General features: G+C 73.6%; 22 protein-coding genes. 18 read left to right on the top strand and 4 right to left on the bottom strand.

Going from position 1 to position 21,465, the window contains the following annotated elements; genetic code table 11:
• The first annotated feature begins 50 nt into the window (after nucleotides 1–50).
• From ccmA to VNF07_11820, 11 genes are all read left to right on the top strand, one after another.
• On the top strand, nucleotides 51–758 hold the full coding sequence (gene ccmA / locus VNF07_11870; protein ID HVB06933.1) for a heme ABC exporter ATP-binding protein CcmA: 708 nt from the start codon (nucleotides 51–53) through the stop codon (nucleotides 756–758).
• Nucleotides 748–1,416, top strand: coding sequence for a heme exporter protein CcmB (locus VNF07_11865; protein ID HVB06932.1), 669 nt, complete (start codon nucleotides 748–750; stop codon nucleotides 1,414–1,416). The genes ccmA and VNF07_11865 overlap by 11 nt, the downstream gene beginning before the upstream one ends.
• Nucleotides 1,413–2,174 carry a cytochrome c biogenesis protein CcsA gene (ccsA, locus tag VNF07_11860; protein ID HVB06931.1) on the top strand — a complete coding sequence of 254 codons (762 nt, stop codon included), beginning with the start codon at nucleotides 1,413–1,415 and terminating at the stop codon, nucleotides 2,172–2,174. Before VNF07_11865 ends, ccsA begins: the two co-directional genes overlap by 4 nt.
• Nucleotides 2,171–2,314 carry a hypothetical protein gene (locus VNF07_11855; protein ID HVB06930.1) on the top strand — a complete coding sequence of 48 codons (144 nt, stop codon included), beginning with the start codon at nucleotides 2,171–2,173 and terminating at the stop codon, nucleotides 2,312–2,314. Before ccsA ends, VNF07_11855 begins: the two co-directional genes overlap by 4 nt.
• Nucleotides 2,311–2,808, top strand: coding sequence for a cytochrome c maturation protein CcmE (locus VNF07_11850; GenBank protein HVB06929.1), 498 nt, complete (start codon nucleotides 2,311–2,313; stop codon nucleotides 2,806–2,808). Before VNF07_11855 ends, VNF07_11850 begins: the two co-directional genes overlap by 4 nt.
• 13 nt (nucleotides 2,809–2,821) lie before the next feature.
• Nucleotides 2,822–4,819, top strand: a complete 1,998-nt coding sequence (locus VNF07_11845; protein ID HVB06928.1) for a cytochrome c-type biogenesis CcmF C-terminal domain-containing protein — start codon at nucleotides 2,822–2,824, stop codon at nucleotides 4,817–4,819.
• A gap of 50 nt (nucleotides 4,820–4,869) precedes the next feature.
• Complete coding sequence (locus tag VNF07_11840) at nucleotides 4,870–5,364, top strand: TlpA disulfide reductase family protein (protein ID HVB06927.1); 495 nt, start codon at nucleotides 4,870–4,872, stop codon at nucleotides 5,362–5,364.
• On the top strand, nucleotides 5,357–5,806 hold the full coding sequence (locus tag VNF07_11835; protein HVB06926.1) for a cytochrome c-type biogenesis protein CcmH: 450 nt from the start codon (nucleotides 5,357–5,359) through the stop codon (nucleotides 5,804–5,806). The genes VNF07_11840 and VNF07_11835 overlap by 8 nt, the downstream gene beginning before the upstream one ends.
• The gene (locus VNF07_11830; GenBank protein ID HVB06925.1) at nucleotides 5,799–6,650 is read left to right on the top strand and encodes a hypothetical protein; all 852 of its coding nucleotides are present in this window, start codon (nucleotides 5,799–5,801) and stop codon (nucleotides 6,648–6,650) included. Before VNF07_11835 ends, VNF07_11830 begins: the two co-directional genes overlap by 8 nt.
• 95 nt (nucleotides 6,651–6,745) lie before the next feature.
• The gene (locus VNF07_11825) at nucleotides 6,746–7,870 is read left to right on the top strand and encodes an Mrp/NBP35 family ATP-binding protein (GenBank protein ID HVB06924.1); all 1,125 of its coding nucleotides are present in this window, start codon (nucleotides 6,746–6,748) and stop codon (nucleotides 7,868–7,870) included.
• A gap of 207 nt (nucleotides 7,871–8,077) precedes the next feature.
• The gene (locus VNF07_11820) at nucleotides 8,078–9,223 is read left to right on the top strand and encodes an HD domain-containing protein (protein HVB06923.1); all 1,146 of its coding nucleotides are present in this window, start codon (nucleotides 8,078–8,080) and stop codon (nucleotides 9,221–9,223) included.
• Between the two features lie 12 nt (nucleotides 9,224–9,235).
• On the opposite strand, the gene VNF07_11815 is transcribed toward VNF07_11820, so the two are convergent.
• Nucleotides 9,236–10,195 carry an SPFH domain-containing protein gene (locus VNF07_11815; GenBank protein ID HVB06922.1) on the bottom strand — a complete coding sequence of 320 codons (960 nt, stop codon included), beginning with the start codon at nucleotides 10,193–10,195 and terminating at the stop codon, nucleotides 9,236–9,238.
• On the bottom strand, nucleotides 10,192–10,707 hold the full coding sequence (locus VNF07_11810; protein ID HVB06921.1) for an NfeD family protein: 516 nt from the start codon (nucleotides 10,705–10,707) through the stop codon (nucleotides 10,192–10,194). The genes VNF07_11815 and VNF07_11810 overlap by 4 nt, the downstream gene beginning before the upstream one ends.
• Nucleotides 10,708–10,846: 139 nt before the next feature.
• Here VNF07_11810 and VNF07_11805 point away from each other — a divergent pair, with 139 nt between their 5' ends.
• The 5 genes from VNF07_11805 (at nucleotide 10,847) to VNF07_11785 (ending at nucleotide 15,763) form a co-directional block, all read left to right on the top strand.
• Nucleotides 10,847–11,080 (top strand): DUF3107 domain-containing protein, encoded by a 234-nt coding sequence (locus tag VNF07_11805; GenBank protein HVB06920.1) that lies wholly within the window; start codon nucleotides 10,847–10,849, stop codon nucleotides 11,078–11,080.
• Between the two features lie 25 nt (nucleotides 11,081–11,105).
• Nucleotides 11,106–12,056: an ArsA family ATPase gene (locus tag VNF07_11800; protein HVB06919.1), complete on the top strand. Its 951-nt coding sequence runs from the start codon at nucleotides 11,106–11,108 to the stop codon at nucleotides 12,054–12,056.
• Between the two features lie 24 nt (nucleotides 12,057–12,080).
• On the top strand, nucleotides 12,081–13,280 hold the full coding sequence (locus VNF07_11795; GenBank protein HVB06918.1) for an ArsA-related P-loop ATPase: 1,200 nt from the start codon (nucleotides 12,081–12,083) through the stop codon (nucleotides 13,278–13,280).
• A 90-nt stretch (nucleotides 13,281–13,370) separates the two neighbouring features.
• Nucleotides 13,371–14,255: a histidinol-phosphatase gene (locus tag VNF07_11790; GenBank protein HVB06917.1), complete on the top strand. Its 885-nt coding sequence runs from the start codon at nucleotides 13,371–13,373 to the stop codon at nucleotides 14,253–14,255.
• Nucleotides 14,252–15,763, top strand: a complete 1,512-nt coding sequence (locus VNF07_11785; protein ID HVB06916.1) for a sensor histidine kinase — start codon at nucleotides 14,252–14,254, stop codon at nucleotides 15,761–15,763. The genes VNF07_11790 and VNF07_11785 overlap by 4 nt, the downstream gene beginning before the upstream one ends.
• 56 nt (nucleotides 15,764–15,819) lie before the next feature.
• Here the strand turns inward: VNF07_11785 and VNF07_11780 are convergent, their stop codons facing one another.
• Complete coding sequence (locus VNF07_11780) at nucleotides 15,820–16,113, bottom strand: WhiB family transcriptional regulator (GenBank protein HVB06915.1); 294 nt, start codon at nucleotides 16,111–16,113, stop codon at nucleotides 15,820–15,822.
• Between the two features lie 291 nt (nucleotides 16,114–16,404).
• Here VNF07_11780 and VNF07_11775 point away from each other — a divergent pair, with 291 nt between their 5' ends.
• Both VNF07_11775 and VNF07_11770 read left to right on the top strand, forming a co-directional pair.
• Nucleotides 16,405–17,841 carry an MBOAT family protein gene (locus VNF07_11775; GenBank protein ID HVB06914.1) on the top strand — a complete coding sequence of 479 codons (1,437 nt, stop codon included), beginning with the start codon at nucleotides 16,405–16,407 and terminating at the stop codon, nucleotides 17,839–17,841.
• Nucleotides 17,841–18,929, top strand: coding sequence for a DUF459 domain-containing protein (locus VNF07_11770; GenBank protein HVB06913.1), 1,089 nt, complete (start codon nucleotides 17,841–17,843; stop codon nucleotides 18,927–18,929). The genes VNF07_11775 and VNF07_11770 overlap by 1 nt, the downstream gene beginning before the upstream one ends.
• A 110-nt stretch (nucleotides 18,930–19,039) precedes the next feature.
• Here the strand turns inward: VNF07_11770 and VNF07_11765 are convergent, their stop codons facing one another.
• A complete protein-coding gene (locus VNF07_11765; GenBank protein HVB06912.1) occupies nucleotides 19,040–21,355 on the bottom strand; it encodes a sodium-translocating pyrophosphatase in 2,316 nt (771 codons plus the stop codon).
• Nucleotides 21,356–21,465 lie beyond the last annotated feature (110 nt).

The following is a 21,465-nucleotide window of genomic DNA, read 5'->3' as shown; positions in this document are numbered from 1 at the left end:
GCCCCGCTTGGTGGGGGGAGCCCCCCGCCCCGTAGCATGGGCGGGCGCTCATGGCCGTTGCCGTCGATCTCCGTGAGGCCGTCTCGCTTGCCGGCCGCTTCCCCCTCCTGTCGGGGCTGACCCTCACCGTCGAGGAGGGCGAGGTCGTCCACCTCCACGGGCCGAACGGCGCCGGCAAGACGAGCCTGCTGCGCCTGTGCGCGGGGCTCCTGCGGGTGACCTCGGGGAGCGCCAGCGTCCTCGGCCACGACCTCGCCGTCGACCGCAGGGCGCTGCGCCGCGAGGTCCACCTCCTCGGCCACTCGAGCTTCCTCTACGACGACCTCACCGTCGAGGCCAACGTCCGCTTCGCGGTGCGCGCCGGGCGCGCCGACGAGGCGCGGGTGGGGCCCTCGCTCGAGCGCCTCGGCCTCGGCGGGCGCCTCCGCCAGACGCGCGCCGGCGCCCTCTCCCAGGGCCAGCGGCGCCGCTGCAACCTCGCCGTGCTGCTCGCCCGCTCGCCGCGGCTGTGGCTCCTCGACGAGCCGCACGCGGGGATCGACGAGGAGGGGAGGGCCCTCGTCGACGAGCTCGTCGCCGAGGCGCGCGCCGTCGGCAGCTCGGTGCTCTTCTCCTCCCACGAGCTCGCGCGCGCCGGCGCGCTCGCCGACCGGAGCGTGTGCCTCGCCGGTGGGCGGACCCTCCCCGAGGCACCCGAGGCGCCGCACGCCGTCGCCGCCCCGGACTACCGCGAACAGGCCGGCGCCGATGTGGCGTGACGCGCTCCTCGTCGGCGGCAAGGACCTGCGCATCGAGTTCGGCTCGCGGGTCGCGCTCAACCAGATCGCGCCCTTCGCGCTCTCGGTGCTCGTGCTCTTCGGCTTCGCGCTCGGCCCCGACCCGAAGACGCTCGCCGGCGCCGAGGCGGGGCTCTTCTGGCTGGCGGTGCTGTTCTCGACGACCCTCGCGGTGCAGCGCAGCTTCGCGATCGAGGCCGCCGACGACGCGGCCGACGGGCTGCGCCTCTCGGGCCTGGACCCGGCCGGGGTCTTCCTCGGCAAGGCCGGCGCGATCGCGCTGCAGCTGTGCCTGCTCGAGGTGCTGCTCTCGGTCGTCGCCGCCCTGTTGTTCTCGCTCCCGCTCACGAGCGGAGGCGTCCTCGTCGTGAGCGCCCTCGCCGCGACCGCCGGCCTCGCCGCCCTCGGCGCGCTCTACGGCGCCCTCTCCGCCTCGGCGCGGGTGCGCGAGACGCTGCTCCCGCTGCTCTTCCTCCCCGCCGCGGCGCCGGTGCTCCTCGGCGCGACGACGGCCTGGAAGCACGCGCTCGCCCACCAACCGGGGCAGTCCCTCGGCTGGATCGGCCTCGTCGCCGCCTTCGCGCTCGTCTACACGGCGCTCGGCGTCGTCGTCTTCGGCCCGATGCTCGAGGACCGGTGAGCGTGCTCACCGCCGATCGGCGCCCGCCGGTCGCCGCCGCGCCGCCGCGCCGCAGCCCGCCGCTCCTCGCCCTCGCCGGCGCGCTCGGGATCGGCGGCGTCCTCGCCGACGTCGTCCTCGGCCTGTGGGTGACGCCGCCCGACGTCTACATGCACAACCTCGTGCGGCTGCTGTACATCCACCCGCCGATGGCCTTCGTTTCGTTCCTCGCCTACGGCGTCTCGTTCCTCTCGAGCCTCGGCTACCTCTGGCCGCGCACCCGCTCGCTCGTGCTCGACCGCCTCGCGGGCGCCTCCGCGGAGGTCGGCGTCGTCTTCACCGCGCTCACCCTCGTCACCGGGTCGATCTGGGGGCGGCCGACCTGGGGGGCTTGGTGGGTCTGGGACCCACTACTCACGACGACGGCGCTGCTCCTCGTCCTCTACCTCGGCTACCTGGCGATCCGCGCCGTGCCCGGCGACCCCGAGGTGCGCGCCCGCCGCTCGGCGATCGCCGCGCTGATCGCCTTCATCGACGTCCCCGTCGTCTACTTCTCGGTGCAGTGGTGGACGAGCCTGCACCAGCGCCCCTCGCTCACCGCCGGCAAGACCTACGTGCACGGCTCGATGCTCTACACGCTGCTCCTCGGCTTCGTCGCCTTCGCCCTCGTCTACGTCTGGCTGGTCGGCCACCGCTACCGCCTCGCCCGCCTCGTCGACGAGGGCGACGAGCAGGCGCTGCGGCGCGAGCTCGAGGCCCGCCGCCGGGAGGGGCTGTGAACGGCTACATCGAGGCCGGCTACAGCGTGACCCTCGTCTCGCTCGTCGCCTACGGCGCGACGCTGCGGCTGCGCGAGCAACGGGCGCTCAGGCGGCGCGAGCTGCCGGTGCTCCCCGCCGAGGAGCCCGAGGAGCGATGACCACCACCGAGCACGCGGCGGGCGCGCGGGTCCTCCCGCCCCCGCCGCCGGCTGCGCCGCGGGGACGGAGCGCCCTCCGCCGCCGCCTCATCGTCGTCTTCGTCGTCCTCCTCGGGGCGATGGGTTTCCTCCTCTACAAGACGCTCACTTCCGCCGTCGTCTACTTCAAGACCGCGGACCAGGCGATCGCCGCGCGCGCGAGCCTCGGCTCGTCGACCTTTGACATCGAGGGCGTGGTCGTGAAGGGGTCGCTCGTCACGACCGACGACGCCCTCCGGGCCTTCACGATCTCGTCGGGGAGGGCCCGGGTGCGCGTCGAGAACGCCGCCGACCCGCCGCAGCTCTTCACGCCGAACGTGCCCGTCGTCCTCGTCGGCCACTTCGAGGCGCACAGCGACGTCTTCGACTCGGTGCAGATCCTCGTGAAGCACTCGAACAGCTACATCGCCGCCCACCCCGGCCGGGTGCGCGCCCCGAACGGCAGCGTCCGCTGAGCCGCCGCCCCCGTTGAACGCCCTCCTCGGCCACGCCGGCCTCCTCCTCGCCCTCATCGGGGCGCTCGGCGGGATCGGCGACGGCCTGCGCGGCCTGCTGCGCGGCCGCGACGCGCTGCTCGTGCGGGCGACGCGCTGGCCGCTCGTGGCCCTCGCCGGCGCCCTCGTCGCGAGCGCGGCGATGGAGCGGGCGCTCGTCACCCATGACTTCTCTCTCGCCTTCGTCGCCGCCAACAACGCCCGCACGACGCCGTTGTTCTTCTCGATCACCGGGATGTGGTCGGCGCTGCAGGGCTCGATCCTGCTGTGGGTGCTGATCCTCGCCGGCTACCTCGCCCTCGTCGCCCGCCACTTCCGGGCGCGCGCGACCGACCGGGTGGTCGCCGTCGCGCTCGTCACCGGCCTCGCGGTCGCGACCTTCTTCCTCGCCCTCATGCTCGGCCCCGCCGACCCCTTCGCCGCGCAGGTCGGGGCGGTGGCGAACAGCGGCGCGGGGGCGGGGGCGAACGCGCTCCTGCAGAACAACCTGCTCGTCGCGATCCACCCGCCCCTCCTCTACCTCGGCTACGTCGGCTTCACGATCCCCTACGCCTTCGCGATCGGCTCGCTCGTCACCGGCAGGGTGGGGGAGGGGTGGCTCGTCGAGGTGCGCCGCTTCGCCCTCGTCGCCTTTGCGTTCCTCACCGTCGGGATCATGCTCGGCGGCTGGTGGTCCTACCAGGTGCTCGGCTGGGGGGGCTTCTGGGGGTGGGACCCCGTCGAGAACGCGGCGCTGCTGCCCTGGCTCACCGCCACCGCCTACCTGCACTCGGTGATGGTCCAGGAGCGGCGGGGGCTGCTCAGGATCTGGAACCTCTCGCTCCTCATCGCCACCTTCTCGCTCACCATCCTCGGCACCTTCCTCACCCGCTCCGGGGCGGTGAACTCGGTGCACGCCTTCTCGGACTCGGGGATCGGCCCCGCGCTCCTCAGCTTCTTCGCCGTGGTCGTCGTGAGCGGGGTGGTGCTCATCGGCTGGCGCGGCGACCGCCTCGCCTCGCCCGGGGGCATCGACTCGCCGCTCTCGCGCGAGGGGGCCTTCCTCGTCAACAACTTCCTCTTCGCCGCCTTCGCCGTCGTCGTCCTCGTCGGCACGGTCTTCCCGCTGTTCGTGCAGACCTTCTCCAACCAGCAGGTCTCGATCGGCCGCCCCTACTTCGACACCTTCACCGTGCCGATCGGCATCGCGCTCCTCTTCTTCATGGCGATCGCGCCGGTGCTCCCGTGGCGCGTGGCGGCCCCCGGCCTCCTCGCCCGCCGCCTCCTCGTCTCGGCGTGGGCCGCGGCGGGGACGATCGCGATCTGCGTGCTCTGCGGCCTGCGCGGGCTGCTGCCGCTCGGCGCCTTCGGCCTCGGCGCCTTCGCCGCCGCCTCGGCGCTGCGCCAGCTCGTCCTCGCCGCGCTCGCCTCGCGCCGCCACGGCCTCTCCCCGCTGCGCGGCCTCGTCGGGCGCGCCAACGGCGGGATGATCGTCCACCTCGGGATCATCGTCATCGCCGTCGGCCTCAGCGCCTCGAGCTCGTTCCAGGTCTCGCGCTACGAGACCCTCACCGTCGGCCGCCCGGTGACGATCGACCACCACCGCTTCCTGCTCGAGGGGGTGCGCTCGTTCTCCTCGCCCGACCGCAGCGGCGTGCAGGCGGTCGTCTCGGTCGACGGCCGCTACACGCTCCGCCCCGCGGTCGACACCTTCGCCGGCCAGACCGAGCACATCGGCACGCCGTCGATCCGCAGCACCCTGATCGACGACGTCTACCTCTCGCCCGGCAGTGAGATCACCGCCGGCGCCCGCCGGGCGACGCTCACGATCCTCGTCATCCCCCTCGTGATCTGGATGTGGATCGGCGGCTTCCTCGCCGGCGCGGGCGCGCTGCTCGCGGCCTGGCCGGGGCGGCGGCGGCGGCCGACGGACCCGATCTCGGTGGCGATCCCCGAGCTCCTCCCGCCGGTCCCCGCCGGGGTGGGCAGCTGAAGCGCCGCCGCGTCGCGCTCGCCGCCGCGGTCGCGGGGGTCGTCGCCGTCGTGCTCATCGCCGTCTTCGCGACGGTCGTCAGCCACCCCCCAGGCCCGGCGGCCAACCCGCTCGTCGGCGAGCAGGCGCCGGCGATCAGCGGCGCCGACCTGCTCTCGGGCCGCGTCGAGCGCCTCGGCTCGCTGCACGGCCGCTACGTGCTCGTGAGCTTCTTCGCCAGCTGGTGCGCGCCGTGTGCCGGCGAGGCACCCCAGCTCGCGAGCTTCGCCTTCACCGACCGCAAGGTCGCCTCCGTGCTCGGCGTGGTCTTCGACGACTCCGCGGGGAACGCCGCCGGCTTCCTCCGCCGCTACGGCGCCACCTGGCCCGCCGTCGCCGACCCGACGAGCGACATCGCCGTCGCCTACGGGGTCGCGAACCCCCCGCAGTCCTTCCTCGTCTCGCCCGCGGGGCGCGTCGTCGCCTGGCTCCCCGGGGCGGTCACCGCCGGCGCCGCCGAGCGGGAGCTGCAAAAGGCCGAGTCCGAGGGGGCCGGCGTTGGCTGACGCACCTCGCCGCGGGGGCTCCCGACGCACCTTCCTCGGCCTCGGCCTCGCCGTCGTGGTCGCCCTCACCTTCCTCGCGATCGGGAGCGTGCACCCCCTCCCGGCGGGCGCGGCGCGCGTCCGCTACCTCGAGTCGGTGCTGAAGTGCCCGAGCTGCACGGACCTCTCGATCGGGCAGTCGACCGACAACATCGCGCAGGCGCTCGACCGCGACGTGGCGCGCGGCGTCGCCGCCGGGGAGAGCAACGACGCGATCGAGTCCGCCGTCCTCGCGAAGTACCCGGGGGCGATCCTCGAGCCCCGCGGCGGCCTCGGCGCGCTCGTCGTCGCGATCCCCGCCGCGCTGGTCGCGCTCGCCGGGGCGGCGGGCGTCACCTTCCTCGTGCGCGCCCGCCGCCGGGGGGTGGTGCCCGCGGTCGGCGGCGGGGGGGCCGGTGGCTGAGCGGCGCCCCGCGGCGCGCGCCCGCGAGGGCCTCGTCGCCGAGCGGGACTTCCTCCTCCGCTCGATCGAGGACCTCGAGCTCGAGCACCGCGCCGGCGACGTCGACGACGCCGACTTCGCGACGCTGCAGGCCGGCTACCGCGAGCGCCTCGCGGCCGCCGAGGAGGCGCTCGCCGCGACCCCCGCCGCCGCGCCCGCGCACGGGGGGCCGCGCCCCTCCGCCGCCGCGCGCCTGCGTCGCCGCCTCGGGCGCACGGCGACCCGCCGCCTCCTCGCCGGCGGGGCGGTGGCCTGCTTCCTCGGCCTCCTCGTCGTCGTCGCGCTGCTCGTCGCCGGGGTGCGCCTCCCCGGCGAGAGCGCGACCGGCACGGTCAACCTCCCGGCGAACGAGGCCACCGCCGAGGAGCTCAGCCAGGCCCTCGTCCTCGGAAACGAGGGGCAGTTCTCCCAGGCGGTCTCGCTCTACGACACGGTGCTCGCCCGCCAGCCCGGCGAGCTCGAGGCGCGCACCTACCGGGCGTGGCTGATCCGCCTCATCGGCATCGCCGGCGGGGCGCGCGACGAGGTGCGCTCGGGCGACGCCGGCCTCGACGCGGTGGCACGCGAGCACCCCGGCTACGCCCCAGCGCGCGGCTTTCTCGGCCTCGCCGACCTGCAGGACCGCGCCGAGCCGGCGGCGGCGGCGGGCGAGTTCGCCGCCTTCCTCGCCGACTCGCCGGCGCGCCCCCTCGCCGAGAGCCTCGCCCCCGAGATCGCCGTCGCCTACCGCGAGGCGCACCGCAGCCCGCCCGCCGCGCTGGCGGGCCTCCTCGCGTCGGTGACCACGACCACGAGCACGCGCTGAGGCGGCCGGGGGCGCGAGCCCGATCCTCTAAGGTCGATCTGACAGTGGCGCCGCCGGGAAGCGCCCGCGGCAACGACGGGGCGGCAGGTAAAGAGATGGCGGACAGCAACGACGCGACGCTGAGTGCCGCCCTCGCGCTCGTCGAAGACCCGCTCCTGTTCCACCCGCTCGGCGAGCTCGGCACGCTGCGCCAGGTGCGCGGCGGCCGCCGTGCGATCGAGGTCACCGTCGAGGTGCCGCCGGGCGAGTACCCGGCGACCAACGAGCTCACGGGGCGCCTCACCGCCGCGCTCCCCGACGGCGAGCGGCGGGGCATCGAGCTCCGCCTCATCGAGATGGACGAGGCGCGGCGCGTCGAGATCGGCGGGCTGCTGAAGGCGATGCAGGGGGAGTCGGCGGCGGGCGGAGAGGCGCGCGAGAACCCCTTCACGAGCCGCTCCTCGCGGACAAGGGTCCTCGCGATCGCGTCGGGCAAGGGGGGCGTCGGGAAGTCCTCGGTGACGGTCAGCCTCGCGGTCGCGCTCGCCCGCGCCGGGCACAGCGTCGGCCTCCTCGACGCCGACATCCACGGCTTCTCGGTGCCGCGCATGCTGAAGGTCGGCTACGCCCCGCTCGTGCTCGGAAAGACCATCCTCCCGCCCGTGGCGCGCGGCGTGCGGGCGATCTCGATGGGCTTCTTCGTCGACGAGGACAAGGCCGTCGCCTGGCGGGGGCCGATGCTGCACCGCGCCCTCGAGCAGTTCCTGAACGACGTCCACTGGGGGACGCCGGAGTTCCTCGTCGTCGACATGCCGCCCGGCACCGGCGACATCGCCCTCTCGGTCGGCCAGCAGCTGCCACGCGCCGAGCTCTACCTCGTGACCACGCCGCAGCTCGGCTCGGCGCGCATCGCGCAGCGGGCCGGCTCGCTGGCGCGCCAGCTGCGGCTGCCGATCCGCGGCGTGATCGAGAACATGTCCTACTTCCGCACCCCCGACGGCACCCGCTACGAGCTCTTCGGCTCGGGCGGCGGCGAGCTGCTCGCGAAGACCCTCGAGGCGCCGCTGCTCGCCAAGGTGCCGCTCGTCCCCGCCGTCGGCGGCGAGGACGCGGACGAGGGCATCCCGGCGGTGATCGCCGATCCCGAGGGCGAGGTGGCGCAGATCTTCGCCGACCTCGCCGAGCAGATCGTCGCCGCCGGGCCGGCGCGCATCTACCGCTCCGAGCTCTCGATCAGCTGACGGGCGGGGCCGGCGACGCCCTCCTCCCCCTCGGGCGCCGCCGGAAGCTCCCCGTTCACCACGTTACCGACATCTTTTCGTAATGTTGGCGCCTTTCACCGAGCGCTCACGCGAACGGCGATGCCCCCTAATGGGCCGGCAGCCGCCTCACCGTCGCGACTGCCGGCAGCCGCCGGCACTGTCGCGACCGACCTCTACGCTTTCGATGTGCCAGAGGAGCCGTTCATCCAAGAGCGCGCCGCCGCCTGGGCGGAGACGATGGGGGGCTTCGACGCGGCGGGGGCGCTGCGCAGCGCGCACGAGGGGAGCCGGGCGAAGATCGGCGCGGTCACCCCGCTGCGGCGCGAGGCGCGCGAGGAGCTCGAGGACCGCCTGCTCGCGCCCGGCGCGACGCGCGCCCGCGGCGGCGGCGAGCGCCTCCGCCCCGAGGCGCCCGACGAGTTCCGCACCGCCTTCGAGCGCGACCGCGACCGCGTGCTGCACTCCCCGGCCTTCCGCCGCCTCGCCGGCAAGACCCAGGTCTTCGTCTTTCCCCGCGACCACCAGCGCACCCGCCTCACGCACGCCCTCGAGGTCGCGCAGGTGGCCCGCTCGCTCGCCGCCTCGCTCGGCCTCAACGTGGCCCTCGCCGAGGCGATCGCCCTCGGCCACGACTGCGGCCACGGCCCCGGCGGCCACGCCAGCGAGGACGCCTTCACCCCCTACCTCGAGGGGGGCTTCGACCACGCCGTCTTCGGCGCCGACGTCGCCCTCGCCTCGCTCAACCTCACCGCCGAGGTCGCCGACGGGATCCGCAACCACTCCTGGTCCCGCCCCGCGCCGCGCACCCCCGAGGGGGAGGTGGTGAGCTGGGCGGACCGCATCGCCTACGTCTGCCATGACTTCGAGGACGCCGTCTCCGCGGGGGTCGTCGCCGCGGGCGAGCTGCCCGCGGTGGTGCGCGAGCGCTGCGGGAGTCGCCGCAGCGACCAGCTCGGGGCCTTCGTCGACGCCCTCGTCACGACGAGCGCGGCGGCCGGCGAGGTGCTGATGCCCGCCCCCCTCGCCGACGGCCTCGCCGAGTTCCGCCGCTTCAACTACGAGCGGGTCTACCTCCGCGAGGAGTCCGTCGCGCAGGCGGCGAGCGTGATCGCGGTGTTGCGCGCCCTCGTCGAGTACTTCGCGAGCCGCCCGCAGGCGATGGCGGGCGCCCTCCCGGCCGACGCCGACGACACGGCGCGCACCACGGCCGCCGTCAGCTACGTCGCCGGGATGACCGACCGCTACGCCTTTGACCTCGCGGTCGAGCGCCTCGGCTGGCCGATCGCCCGGCTGCCGCGCGGGGTGGACGTGCCGGGGGGCCGGCGGGCCTGACCGCCGCGGCGCTCAGTCGCGCGTCGCGCCCTCCACGGCCTTCGGCTCGGCGACCTTTGCCTCGGGGGCCTTCGCGCCGTTGCTCGAGGGGGCGGCGGGCATGAGGGCCCGCAGCCCGTTCAGCAGCCCGCCGAGCTCCATCGGGACGACGAGCTTGGTGGAGGGCGAGGCACCGATCTGCTTCAGGGTCTCCAGGTACTGGAGGAGGAGGGTGTTCTCGTCGAGGCCCTTCGCCACGCCGAGGATCGTCTCGAGGCCGCCCGAGAAGCCCTGCGCCTTCAAGAGCGCCGACTGCCGCTCACCTTCGGCGGCGAGGATCGCCGCCTTCTGCTGGCCTTCGGCGAGGGTGATCTTCGCCTGCCGCTCACCTTCCGCGGAGAGGATCGCCGCCGACTTCTGCCCCTCGGCCTCGGTGACCTGCGCGCGGCGGGTCCGCTCGGCCGACATCTGGCGGGTCATCGCCTCGAGGACACCAGGCGGCGGGTTGACCTCGCGGACCTCGACGTTGGTGACCTTCACGCCCCAGCGCTCGGTGACCTCGTCGAGGCGCACCCGCAGCAGCGCGTTCATGTCGTCGCGCTTGGAGAGCACGTCGTCGAGCGGCATGTCGCCGACGACGCTGCGCAGCGTCGTCGCCGCGACGTTGAGCGCCGCACCGGCGAAGTTCTGCACCGCGACGACCGACATCGAGGCGTCGACGACCTTGTAGAAGATGATGAAGTCGATCGAGATCGGCGCGTTGTCCGCGGTGATCGCGGTCTGGTGGGGGACCTCCAGGTACTGCTCGCGGAGGTCGACGAGCGAGGTGCGGTCGGTGATCGGGTTGAGGAAGATCAGCCCGGGCCCCTTCACCCCGATGACGCGCCCGAGGCGGAAGAGCACGATGCGCTGGTACTCGCGGACGATCCGTACGGAGGTCCCGAGGCCGATGAGGGCGGCGAAGACCGCCACGCCGACGATGATCCCAATCATGATGAAGCCGTCCTCCCATTGTCCGAGCTGTCGTCGAGCCCGGCATCACCGAGGGCGAAGGGCGGGTGCCCGACGTTGCCCTCGCCCCACACCTCGAGGCGCACCCCTTTGGCGTTGATCACCTGCACCTCGCTCCCCGCGGCGATGCGCCCGTTCAGCGAGCGCGCCGACCAGGTCTCGCCGCGCACCCGCACGGTGCCCTCGGGGTTAAGGTCGACGAGCGCGTGGCCGTGCGCGCCCTCGAGGCGCGTCGGCTGCACGGCGGGGACCTGGTGGGCGGCCTGCAGCCCCTTCCAGGCCGCGGTGCCGACCGCGGCGGAGACGGCGACGTCGGCGCCGAAGAAGAGCCAGAGCAGCGGCCCCGACTGCCCGGTGAGGGCCATCACCACCAGCCACACCGCGGCGACGAGGCCGACCCCGCCGGCGAAGGCGTGGCTGTGCGGCCCGGCGTGGAAGCCGACGAGCGACGCGACGGCGACAAGTCCGAGCAGCACGCCGGCGATCGCCCACATGGTGCCTCCCCTCGTCGATTCACCCCCATCCTACCGTCAGCAGGGATTTCGCGTCTCGCGGCCGCCCACGCCGGCGCCCGGCGGGTCGGCGCCGCCTCCCCCTCTGTCTACGATGGCGGCCGACGAAAAAGGAGCGCACGTGGACCTGCGGATCGGCATCATCCAGGCACCGAGAGAGCTCGACATCGAGCTCGCCGAAGGCGAGAGCCAGGACGCCGTGCACGGGCGCATCGACAAGGCCCTCGCCGACAGCGACGGGGTGCTGTGGCTGACCGACAAGCGGGGCCGCCAGGTCGCGGTCCCGGTGGCGCGCATCGCCTACGTCGAGATCGGCGCCGACGACGCCCGCCGCGTCGGCTTCGGGGCGTCGTAGCGGGGGCGCGCCCCACCCCGCGGCCGTGAGCGGCCTCCTCGACCACCGGCTGCTGTTCGTCACGGGCAAGGGCGGGGTCGGGAGGACCACCGTGGCGAGCGCCCTCGGCATCCTCGCGAGCGGCGCGGGCAAGCGGGCCCTCGTCTGCGAGATGGAGCCGCGCGGCGACCTCGCGCGCGCCCTCGAGTGCGGCCCCCTCTCCTACACGCCCCGCGCCGTCGCCCCCCGCCTCTCGGCGATGGTGATGGACACCGAGGCGGCGCTCGGCGAGTACCTCCGCCTCCACCTGCACCTCCCGGTCTTCACCCGCCTCGCACCCGTCGCGCAGGCGCTCGACTTCGTCGCCGCCGCGGCGCCCGGCGTGCGCGAGGTGCTCACCATCGGCAAGCTCTGCTACGAGGTGCGCGAGGGCCACTACGACCTCGTCGTCGTCGACGCCACCGCGTCGGGGCACATCGTCGGGCACTTCGCGGCGCCCGTCGCCCTCTCCGAGCTCGTGCGCGTCGGGCCGGTGCGCTCCGAGACGCAGTGGATGCTCGAGCTGCTCGGCGACGCGGCGCGCACCGGGGTGGTCGTCGTCGCGACCCCCGAGGAGATGCCGGTGAACGAGGCGCTCGAGCTCACCGGTCGCCTCGAGGAGGAGACCGGGGTGGCGCTCGCCGCGGTGGTCGCCAACCGCGTCCTTCCCGAGCTGTTCAGCCGCGGCGAGGAGGAGGACTTCGAGGCGCTGCGCCGCCCCGAGGCCCTCCTCCTTGTCGAGGAGGCGCTCGGCGGCGAGGTCGCCGCCGTCCTCGAGGGGGCGGCGCTCGCCGTCGGGATCCGCCGCGCCGGCGCCAGCCACCTCGCCCGCCTCGCCGCCGCGCTGCCGGCTGGGGTGCCGCTGCTGCACCTCCCGTACCTGTTCGGGCGGGCGCACGGGCCGCGTGCCGTGCACCGCGTCGCCGAGCTGCTCGGCGAGGAGCTCTCCTCCTCGTGAGCGCCGCCTCGTGAGCGCCGCCTCGTGAGCCCCGCCGAGGCGCCCCGCCGGGGGGCGCGCGCTAGCGCGCCCTCGCTCCTCCTCGAGGGGCTGCTGTCGACCAAGGAGGTCCTCATCGCCTGCGGGGCGGGCGGGGTCGGCAAGACGACGACGACCGCGGCGCTCGCCGCGGGGGCGGCGCTGCGCGCCCCGGTGCGCGTCCTCGTGATCACCGTCGACCCGGCGCGCCGACTCGCCGATGCCCTCGGCCTCGACGGCCTCGGCGACGAGGCGCGGCCCGTGCCGGCGGCGGCGTTCGGCGCGACCCGCCCGAAGGGCGAGCTCTTCGCCGCGATGCTCGACACCAAGCAGTCCTGGGACGCCCTCGTGACGCGCCACGCGCCGAGCCGCGAGGTCGCCGGGCAGATCCTCGCCAACCCCTTCTACGTCAACCTCACCCAGCGCTTCGCGCGCAGCCACGAGTACATCGCGATGGAGCGCCTCTACGAGCTCTACGCCGAGGGGCGCTACGACCTCATCGTCGTCGACACGCCCCCCGCGCTCGGCGCCCTCGACTTCGTCGACGCCCCGGAGAAGATGGCCGAGTTCTTCTCCTCGCGGCTCTTGCGCTGGCTCACTGCGCCGGCGCGCTCGCGCCTCGTCGGCCTCGCCTCGCGCCCGTTCACCCAGCTCGCCGACCGCATCCTCGGCAGCCAGCTCCTCGAGGAGCTGGCGGTCTTCTTCAACCTCTTCCAGTCGATGTACCCGGGCTTCGTCGCGCGCGCGCACGCCGTCTCGGCGCTTTTGCGCGAGCCGCAGACGACCTTCATGGTGGTGACGAGCCCCGAGCCCGTCCCGGTCCGCGAGGCGCGCGCCTTCGTCGGTGCGCTCGCCGAGCGGCGGCTGCACCTCGGCCTCGTGGTGGCGAACAAGGCCCTGCCGGCGGCCTTCGCCGCCCGCGGCGCGCTGCGCACCGCCGAGGCGCTGCAGGGGGACGCCGCGCCGCTCGCCGAGCGAATCTCCCGGGCACTGCCGGGAAGCTTCCCCGACGGCGAGCGCCTGGCGCGGGTGCTCGCCGAGGTGGGCGCGGGCTTCTGCAACTTCGCGCAGGTGGCGACGCGCGAGCAGCAGCTGATCGACGAGCTCGCGGCCGAGGCCGAGCAGGTCGTGCGGGTACCGCACCTGATGCGCGACGTCACCGACCTCGGCGGCCTGCTGGAGATCGCCGAGCACCTCTTCGACTAGCCCGCCCGGCCCGATCGGCCCGGCCCGATCGCCCGGCCCGATCGCCCGGCCTCCCGGGTGGGCCGGGGCGGGACCGTTAGCCTGGTCGGGGTGCTCGACTACCACGTCCACCTCTGGCCGCACCGCGAGCGCGCCGAGGCCGGGGAGCAGCGCCTCGAGCGGCTGCGCGTCTACTGCGAGCGCGCCGCGGAACGGGGCGTCGCCGAGATCGCCCTCACCGAGCACCTCTTCCGCTTCACCGCGGTGCGCGGCCTCGTCGGCGACTTCTGGCGCGACGAGCCGGAGCGGGCGCTCGCGACCTCGATCTCCTCCTACTTCGAGCACCACGCGACCGCCGAGCTCGACGACTACGTGGAGGCGGTGCTCACCGCCAAGGCGGCGGGCCTCCCGGTCCTCCTCGGCCTCGAGGTCGACTACTACCCCGGCCAGATGGCGGCGGTGGCGGACTTCCTCGCCGGCTATCCCTTCGACGTCCTCCTCGGCTCGGTCCACTGGCTCGGCACCTGGATGTTCGACAACCTGGAGGACGAGGTGGCGATGGCGCAGTGGTCGCGCCGCGGCGGCGAGGCGGTCTGGCGGGAGTACACCGGGGCGCTCGAGGAGCTGGCGGCGACGCGCGCCGTGGACGTGCTCGCGCACCCCGACCTCGTGAAGGTCGCCGGCATCCGCCCCTCGGCGGCGGCGCGCGAGGAGTGCGAGGCGCGCATCGCCGAGGCCGCCGCCACCTCGGGGCTGGCGGCGGAGATCTCCTCGGCGGGGCTGCGCAAGCCGGCCGCCGAGGCCTACCCCTCGGCGAGCCTGCTCGCCGCCTTCGCCGCCCGCCAGGTGCCGGTGACGACGGCCTCGGACAGCCACGGCCCCGGCGACGTCGCCGACCGCTCCGCCGAGCTCGCCGCCCTCGCCCGCGCCGCCGGCTACGAGCAGCTGCGCGCCTTTCGCGCCCGCGAGGGGCGCGACGTGGCGATCGGGCCGTGAGCGAGCCCCGCCAGCTGGCCCAGGAGTTCACCGGCCTCGACACCGCCGCCCGCCAGCACCTGGAACGGCTGATGGCCACCTGGGGCCTGCTCGCCGACCTCTCCTTCTCGGACCTGCTGCTCTTCGTCCCCGTCGACCAGTACTCGCTCGCCGTCGGCGCGGCGGGGGGGGAGGCGGCCGAGGCGGGGCTGCTCGGCCTGCACTTCGTGATCTTCGGCCAGATGCGCCCGACGACGAGCCAGACCCTCGTGCAACTCGACGTCGTCGGCCAGCTGGTGGGCGCCGACGAGTGGCCGGTCGTCGCCGAGGCCTGGCAGGGGGGCGCGAGCGCCGAGATGGAGGGCTCCGAGCACCGCACCCTCGGCGCGGTGCGGGCGATCGCGATCCCGGTCCGCTTCAAAGCCGAGGTGGTGGCGGTCCTCCTGCGCGTCTGGTCGCCGACGGGGGGGCGGCGCGCCGGCGGCCTCGAGCGCGTCTACCTGCAGCTCTTCAGCCGCCTCGCGGCGATGGTCGCGGAGGGGCTGTTCCCCTTCTTCGCCGAGGACGAGATGATGGAGGAGGCGCCGCGCGCCGGCGACGGGGTGATCGTCCTCGACTCCGACGAGCGGGTCACCTTCGTCTCGCCGAACGCGGTGAACGCGCTGCACCGCATGGGCATCCTCACCCAGATCATCGGCTCGACCCTCGGGGAGCTCGGCGTCGACTCACCGGCGGTGCGCGGCGCCTTCGAGCGGCAGGTGCCGGCGATCGACGAGATCGAGCGCCGCGGCGAGGTGACGGTGATCGTCCACTGCATCCCGCTCATCGAGGAGGCGGAGGTGACGGGCGCGGTGGTGCTGCTCCGCGACGTCACCGACCTGAGGCGCCGCGACCGCCTGTTGCTGTCCAAGGACGCCGCGATCCGCGAGGTCCACCACCGGGTGAAGAACAACCTGCAGACGATCTCCTCGCTGCTGCGCCTGCAGTCGCGTCGCCTCGGGGACCCGAGCGCCCGGGACGCCCTCCTCGAGGCGGAGCGGCGGATCACGGCGATCGCCCTCGTGCACGAGATCCTCGCCCGCGAGCCGGGGGAGCAGGTCCGCTTCGACGAGATCATCCCTGCGCTCATCCACCTCACCCGCGACGCCGACCTCTCGGGTCACGCCGTCGAGGTCGCCGTGAACGGGGACGTCGGGGACCTCTCCGCGGACGTCGCCACGCCGCTCGCGGTGGTCATCGCCGAGCTCCTGCAGAACGCCGTCGAGCACGCCTTCAACGGCGAGCACGCGCTGCCGGCGCGGATCACCGTCGACCTCGCGACCCACGACGGCGTGCTCGACGTCACGGTGCAGGACAACGGGAGCGGCTTCGCCCCCGACTTCGACATCGACCGCACCTCGAGCCTCGGCCTCGCCATCGTGCGCGACCTCGTGCGCAGCCAGCTCGGGGGCTCGATCACCGTCACGAGCGCGGACGGCGCCGCGGTGCGCCTCGCGATCCCGCTGCAGCGCAGCGAGGGCCCGAGCTGACGACGCCCGCGCCGCTCAGGCGCGGGCTGCCCGGCCGACGAGCGGGCGGAGCGGCCTCAGCTGGCGGCGCGGCGCTGCTCGGCGAGCCAGCTCTTGCGCAGCTTGCGGCGCTCCTCCTCGGAGGTTGCGCCCCAGACTCCCGACTCCTGGTTCGTCGCGAGGGCGAAGGCGAGACAGGGCTCCAGCGCCTCGCAGGTCTCGCACACCGCCTTCGCGGACTCGATCTGTTCGATCGCCTGGCCGGTGGTGCCGATCGGGAAGAAAAGGTCCGGATCAGTGTCCCGACAGGCGGCGCTGTTGCGCCACTCGTCGCTGTCCCATTCCACCGTTCGATTCCATGTGAGGGCCACGATGCCTCCTCTGCTCTGAGCGACACTCGGCCATCAGGCGGCGTGCGCGAGCGCGCGCCTGCACAAGACCGACGCCCCCCCACCGAGCAGTCCCGTGAGCGACCCCGGAAGTCCGAGATCAAGCCCTAAGGCGGAAACATGCTAGGGGGGCCGCCGCATCGTTTCAAGGATGTAACGAGAAAATTCTGGTGCTGATCAGGGAAAGGTGACGGGGTGCACTTCTGACCGTCACCTACAGTCGGGCACCGTCCGGCGGGAGGCGCCGACGCCGTAGCCAAGGAATTCCGCTCAGTGCTGTTCCCGACGATCGACTTCGCGATCTTCTTCGCCGTCGTCTTTCTCGGCAACTGGCTCCTCTCCCCCTCGCCACGCCGCTGGAAGCCGTTCATCCTCACGGCCAGCTACGTCTTCTACGCCTGGTGGGACTGGCGCTTCGTCCTCCTCCTCGCTGTCTCCACGCTGATCAGCGCCGTCGGCGGCCTCGCCGTCGCGCAGGGGCGGACGCGGCGCGCCCGCCGCGGCGCGCTCGTGATGAGCGTCGTCGGCCACCTCGCGCTGCTCGGCTGGTTCAAGTACTACGGCTTCTTGTCGGTGACCTTCGACAACGCGCTGCACAGTCTGGGGCTGCACGCCACGCCGCTGCCGCCCCTCAGCGTCACCCTCCCCGTCGGGATCTCCTTCTTCACCTTCATGGGCCTCTCCTACGTGATCGACATCTACCGCCGCGACCTCGAGCCCGCGCCCTTCCTCGACGTCGCGGTCTACGTCGCCTTCTTCCCCCACCTCATCGCCGGGCCGATCGTGCGCGGCCGCGACCTGCTCCCGCAGATCGCCCGCTCACGGCTGCGCGACCCGCGCAAGGTCGAGTTCCCCGAGGCCGCCTACCTGATCATGGGGGGCCTCTTCAAGAAGGTCGTGATCTCGAGCTACGTCTCCTCGGCGATCGTCGGCCCCGTCTTCAACAACCCGACGGTGCACACCGCGCCGGAGATCCTCCTCGCCGTCTACGGCTACGCGGTGCAGATCTACTGCGACTTCAGCGGCTACACCGACATCGCGATCGGGGTCGCGCTGCTGCTCGGCTTCCGCTTCCCGCAGAACTTCGACCGCCCCTACGCGGCGCGCTCGCTGCAGGACTTCTGGCGGCGCTGGCACATGACCCTGTCGAGCTGGCTGCGCGACTACCTCTACATCCCCCTCGGGGGCAACCGCGGCCCGCGCCGGCAGGTGGCCCGCAACATCATGATCACGATGCTCCTCGGGGGGCTCTGGCACGGGGCGGCGTGGACCTTCGTCGCCTGGGGCGGGATCCACGGTGTCGGGCAGGTGGCCGGGCACCTCCACCGCGAGCGGCGCGTCGCGCAGGGCCGCGCGCCCGAGCCGACGGGGCGCGCCGCGCTCCTCCTCGGGAGGCTGTGCACCTTCCACGTCGTCTGCCTCGGCTGGCTCTTCTTCCGCGCCGATACCTTCGGGACCGCCTTCACCCTGCTGCGCCGCCTCTTCACGACCTGGGGGGAGGCAGCACCGCTGTTCCGCCTGCCGGTCGTGGCGACGATCGTCGGCTCGATCGCCCTCCAGTACCTGCCGAAGGGGCTCGCCGAGGCGGTGCAGGTGCGCTTCGCGGCGATGCACGCCGGCGCCAAGGCGGCGTTCCTCGGCTGCGGCCTGCTGCTCATCACGACGCTCGGCCCCCCGGGGGTCGCGCCCTTCATCTACTACAAGTTCTGATGGTCCCCGAGCGCCGAGCGCCCTCGGCCCGCCCGCCCCGCCACCCGTCACGCCGACGCGCTCCCGGCGGGCGACGGCGCGCGCCGTACGTCGCGCCGGAGGGGCGCACCCTCGCCGCGGGTCGCGCCCTCCTCGTCTCGCTCGCGGCCTTCGGGATCTGGCTCGCCCTCGACGCCCGCCAGCTCTACACCTCGGCCGGCGCCTCGCCGCTCGGCGCCCGCCGCAGCGTGGCGCTCGCGATCCTCACGCCGATCGCCCGCGTCCAGGAGTTCTTCGGCCTCGACCGCGTCGTCGACGGCGCGAACCGCGCCCTCGGCGGGAGGGCCGGGGTGACGCCGGGGGTGATCGCGCTCCCGCCGGCGACCGCCGGGCACGGGGGCGGCAGGGCGAAGGGCGCCGCGAGCCCGCCGACGACGGCGAACTCCTTCCTGCAGCCGAGCGCCGCGCACCCCCTCTCGGTGCTCGACGTCGGCGACTCGATCGGCATCGACCTCGGCTACGGGCTACAGGACCTGCTCGGCACGACGAGGAGCGTCGAGCTGCAGAGCGCGTCGGTCGGCAACACCGGCCTCGCCAACCCCGCCTACTACGACTGGCCGGCGAACCTCTCCGTCGAGCTCGCGCGCTACCACCCCCAGGTCGTGGTGGCGCTCTTCGGCGGCAACGACTGGCAGCCCTTCATCGCCGAGGGCCGGCGCGCCGACCCCGGCAGCAGCTTCTGGCTGCAGCAGTACACGGCGCGGCTCCGCCAGATGGTCGACCTCGTCACCGCCTCGGGGGCGCACCTGTTCTGGGTCGGGCTGCCGATCATGTCCCCCTCCTCGGGGCTCGCGGGGAGCGTCGCGCCGAGCCTCAACGCCGCCTTCGCCGCCGCCTGCTCGGGGAACCCGAACGCCAGCTACGTCTCGATCTACAACCTCTTCGCGAGCCCGACGGGTAGCTACGCACAGTTCCTCCCCGACGCCTCGGGGAACCTCGTCGAGGTGCGCGATGCCGACGGCGTGCACATCGCCCCGCCCGCCGGCGACGACCGGGCGGCCGCCGCGGTCGTGCGCGCGATCGAGTCCACCCTGCACATCCACCTCTAGGCGCAGCGCCGCGCGCCGGGGCGTGACGCGGAGGAGGCCCCGGCGAGCTGCGCCGGGGCCTCCAGAGTGCACGTCGCCGGGGCGACCTCCGACCTCGGTCGGAGCGGTCCTCAGAGCGTGCTGCCGACCGGGCGCTCGTTGCTCGCGGCCTCGATGCCGGGCGACTTGCGCTTGGAGAAGGCGATGAAGAAGAGGAGCACCACGAGCGCCGCGATGGCGATCGGGAAGCGCTCCCAGGGGTGGTAGTGGGTGGTGATCACCGCCGGCAGGATGAGCAGCGAGACGAGGTTCATCACCTTGATGAGCGGGTTCAGCGCCGGGCCGGCGGTGTCCTTGAAGGGGTCGCCGACGGTGTCGCCGATGACCGCCGCCTTGTGCGCCTCGGAGCCCTTGCCGCCCTCGTGGCCGTCCTCGATGTACTTCTTCGCGTTGTCCCAGGCGCCGCCCGAGTTCGAGAGGAAGTTCGCCATCAGCTGGCCGGTGAGGATCGCCGCGACGAGGAAGGCGCCGAGGGCGAAGTAGTTGATCCCGAAGCCGACGATCACCGGCGAGAGCACCGCGAGCAGCGCCGGGGTGGCGAGCTCGCGCTGAGCGGCCTTGGTGCAGATGTCGATCACCCGTCCGTACTCCGGCTTCTCGGTGCGGTCCATGATCCCGGGGTGCTCCCGGAACTGGCGGCGCACCTCCTCGACGACCGTCCCCGCCGAGCGGCCGACGGCGCGGATCGCGAGGCCCGAGAAGAGGAAGGCGATCGAGCCGCCGATCAGCGCGCCGATGAAGGTGATCGGGTTGGCGACGTTGATCTGGGTGGCCGCGTCGTGGAAGAGCGAGTTGCCCGAAGCCAGGCCGAGCTGGTTGCCGATCGTCTCGATGAACGAGGCGAAGAGCGCGACCGTGGCGATCACCGCCGAGGCGATGGCGACGCCCTTGGTGATCGCCTTGGTGGTGTTGCCGACGGCGTCGAGGCTGACCATCACCCGCTCGGCCTCGCCGCCGAACTCGCCGGCCATCTCGGCGATGCCCGCCGAGTTGTCCGAGACCGGGCCGAAGCTGTCCTCGGAGACCACCATCCCGGTGGTCGCGAGCAGGCCCATGCCGATCAGCGCGACGAGGTAGAGGGTGAGCTCGATGTTGCCGTGCGCCGCGCCGAAGGAGATCGCGACGGCGACCGCGATCGCGACGGCGATGGAGAGGATCGCCCACACCGAGGACTCGAGGCCGATCGCGATGCCCGCGAGGACCGTCGTCGCGGGGCCGGTGCGCGCCGCCTCGGCGATCTCCTGCACGGGGGGGCGGTCGGTCGAGGTGAAGTACTCGGTGATGAGCGAGGCCACCTGGCCGAGGACGACGCCGGTGAGCACCGCCCAGAAGACGACGAGGTCCTTCACGTAGAACTCGGCGACGAGGAACGCGGCGACGATCGTCGAGAGGCCGGCGACGCGGTAGCCGCGGTTGATCGCCGTCATCGCGGTCTTGTCGGACTTGCGGCCGCGCACCGAGAAGATCGCGATGATCGAGGCGATGATCCCGAAGCCGGCGATGATGAGCGGGAAGAGCACGCCCTTCGCGGGGTTGAGGTGGATCGACTTGAAGGCCGCGTAGCCGAGGATCAGCGAGGCGACGATCATGATCGCGTACGACTCGAACAGGTCCGCCGCCATCCCCGCACAGTCGCCGACGTTGTCGCCGACGTTGTCGGCGATCGTCGCCGCGTTGCGGGGGTCGTCCTCGGGGATGCCCGCCTCGACCTTGCCGACGAGGTCAGCGCCGACGTCGGCCGCCTTGGTGAAGATGCCGCCGCCGACACGCATGAACAGCGCGATCAGCGAGCCGCCGAAGCCGAAGCCGACGAGCACGGCGCTCGCGGAGTTCTGGAAGATGAGGGTGAAGCTCGAGGCGCCGATCATGCCGAGGCCGACGCAGAACATCCCCGTCACGCCGCCGGTGCGGAAGGCGACGCGCAGCGCGGGGGCGAGCTCGCCGCCGAGGGCGGCCGCCGCGGTGCGCACGTTGCCGCGCACCGAGAGGCTCATGCCGATGATCCCCGTCGCCCCCGAGAAGGTCGCGCCGACGAGGAAGGCGATCGCGCGGTAGAGGCCGGACTGGCCGAAGCTCAGCGCGAGCACGCCGTTCGGCTCGACGACCTTGGTCGCGGTGAGGAAGACGAGCACGGCGAGCGGCACCACGATGATGCCGATGACGCGGAACTGGCGCTTCAAGAAGGCCTCCGCGCCCTCCTGGATCGCCGCCGCGATCTCGCGCATGAGCGGCGTGCCGGTGCCCGCCGAGAGCACGTTGCGCATCAGCCCGAGGGCGACGACGAGGGCGAGGAAGCCCGTCGCGAGCGCGAAGTACAGCCAATCCTTCTCGGCCGACCCCAGCGTGAAGGCCTGGTAGCCGCCTTCACTAGCAAGGAGGTTGGTCATCGGTTTACTGCTCCCTTCGTGTCGGTCCCCATTGACCGTTGCGCAGATGGGGTCGAGGAGTCTCGAGAATTCGAGCAGCGCACCCTAATGGCCAGGGCGGCGCCGGGTCG

This window comes from Acidimicrobiales bacterium (genome assembly GCA_035533595.1).
Taxonomy (GTDB): Bacteria; Actinomycetota; Acidimicrobiia; order Acidimicrobiales; family Bog-793; genus DATLTN01.
The sequence above is the reverse complement of the archived record's forward strand: the minus strand, read 5'-3'. Positions and strand labels throughout refer to the sequence as shown.

Coding starts and splice junctions, on each gene's coding strand:
- ccmA (HVB06933.1), top strand. CDS start 51: ATGGCCGTTGCCGTCGATCTCCGTGAGGCCGTCTCGCTTGCCGGCCGC.
- VNF07_11850 (HVB06929.1), top strand. CDS start 2,311: ATGACCACCACCGAGCACGCGGCGGGCGCGCGGGTCCTCCCGCCCCCG.
- VNF07_11770 (HVB06913.1), top strand. CDS start 17,841: ATGGTCCCCGAGCGCCGAGCGCCCTCGGCCCGCCCGCCCCGCCACCCG.
- VNF07_11765 (HVB06912.1), bottom strand. CDS start 21,355: ATGACCAACCTCCTTGCTAGTGAAGGCGGCTACCAGGCCTTCACGCTG.
- VNF07_11810 (HVB06921.1), bottom strand. CDS start 10,707: ATGTGGGCGATCGCCGGCGTGCTGCTCGGACTTGTCGCCGTCGCGTCG.
- VNF07_11865 (HVB06932.1), top strand. CDS start 748: ATGTGGCGTGACGCGCTCCTCGTCGGCGGCAAGGACCTGCGCATCGAG.
- VNF07_11815 (HVB06922.1), bottom strand. CDS start 10,195: ATGATTGGGATCATCGTCGGCGTGGCGGTCTTCGCCGCCCTCATCGGC.
- VNF07_11825 (HVB06924.1), top strand. CDS start 6,746: ATGGCGGACAGCAACGACGCGACGCTGAGTGCCGCCCTCGCGCTCGTC.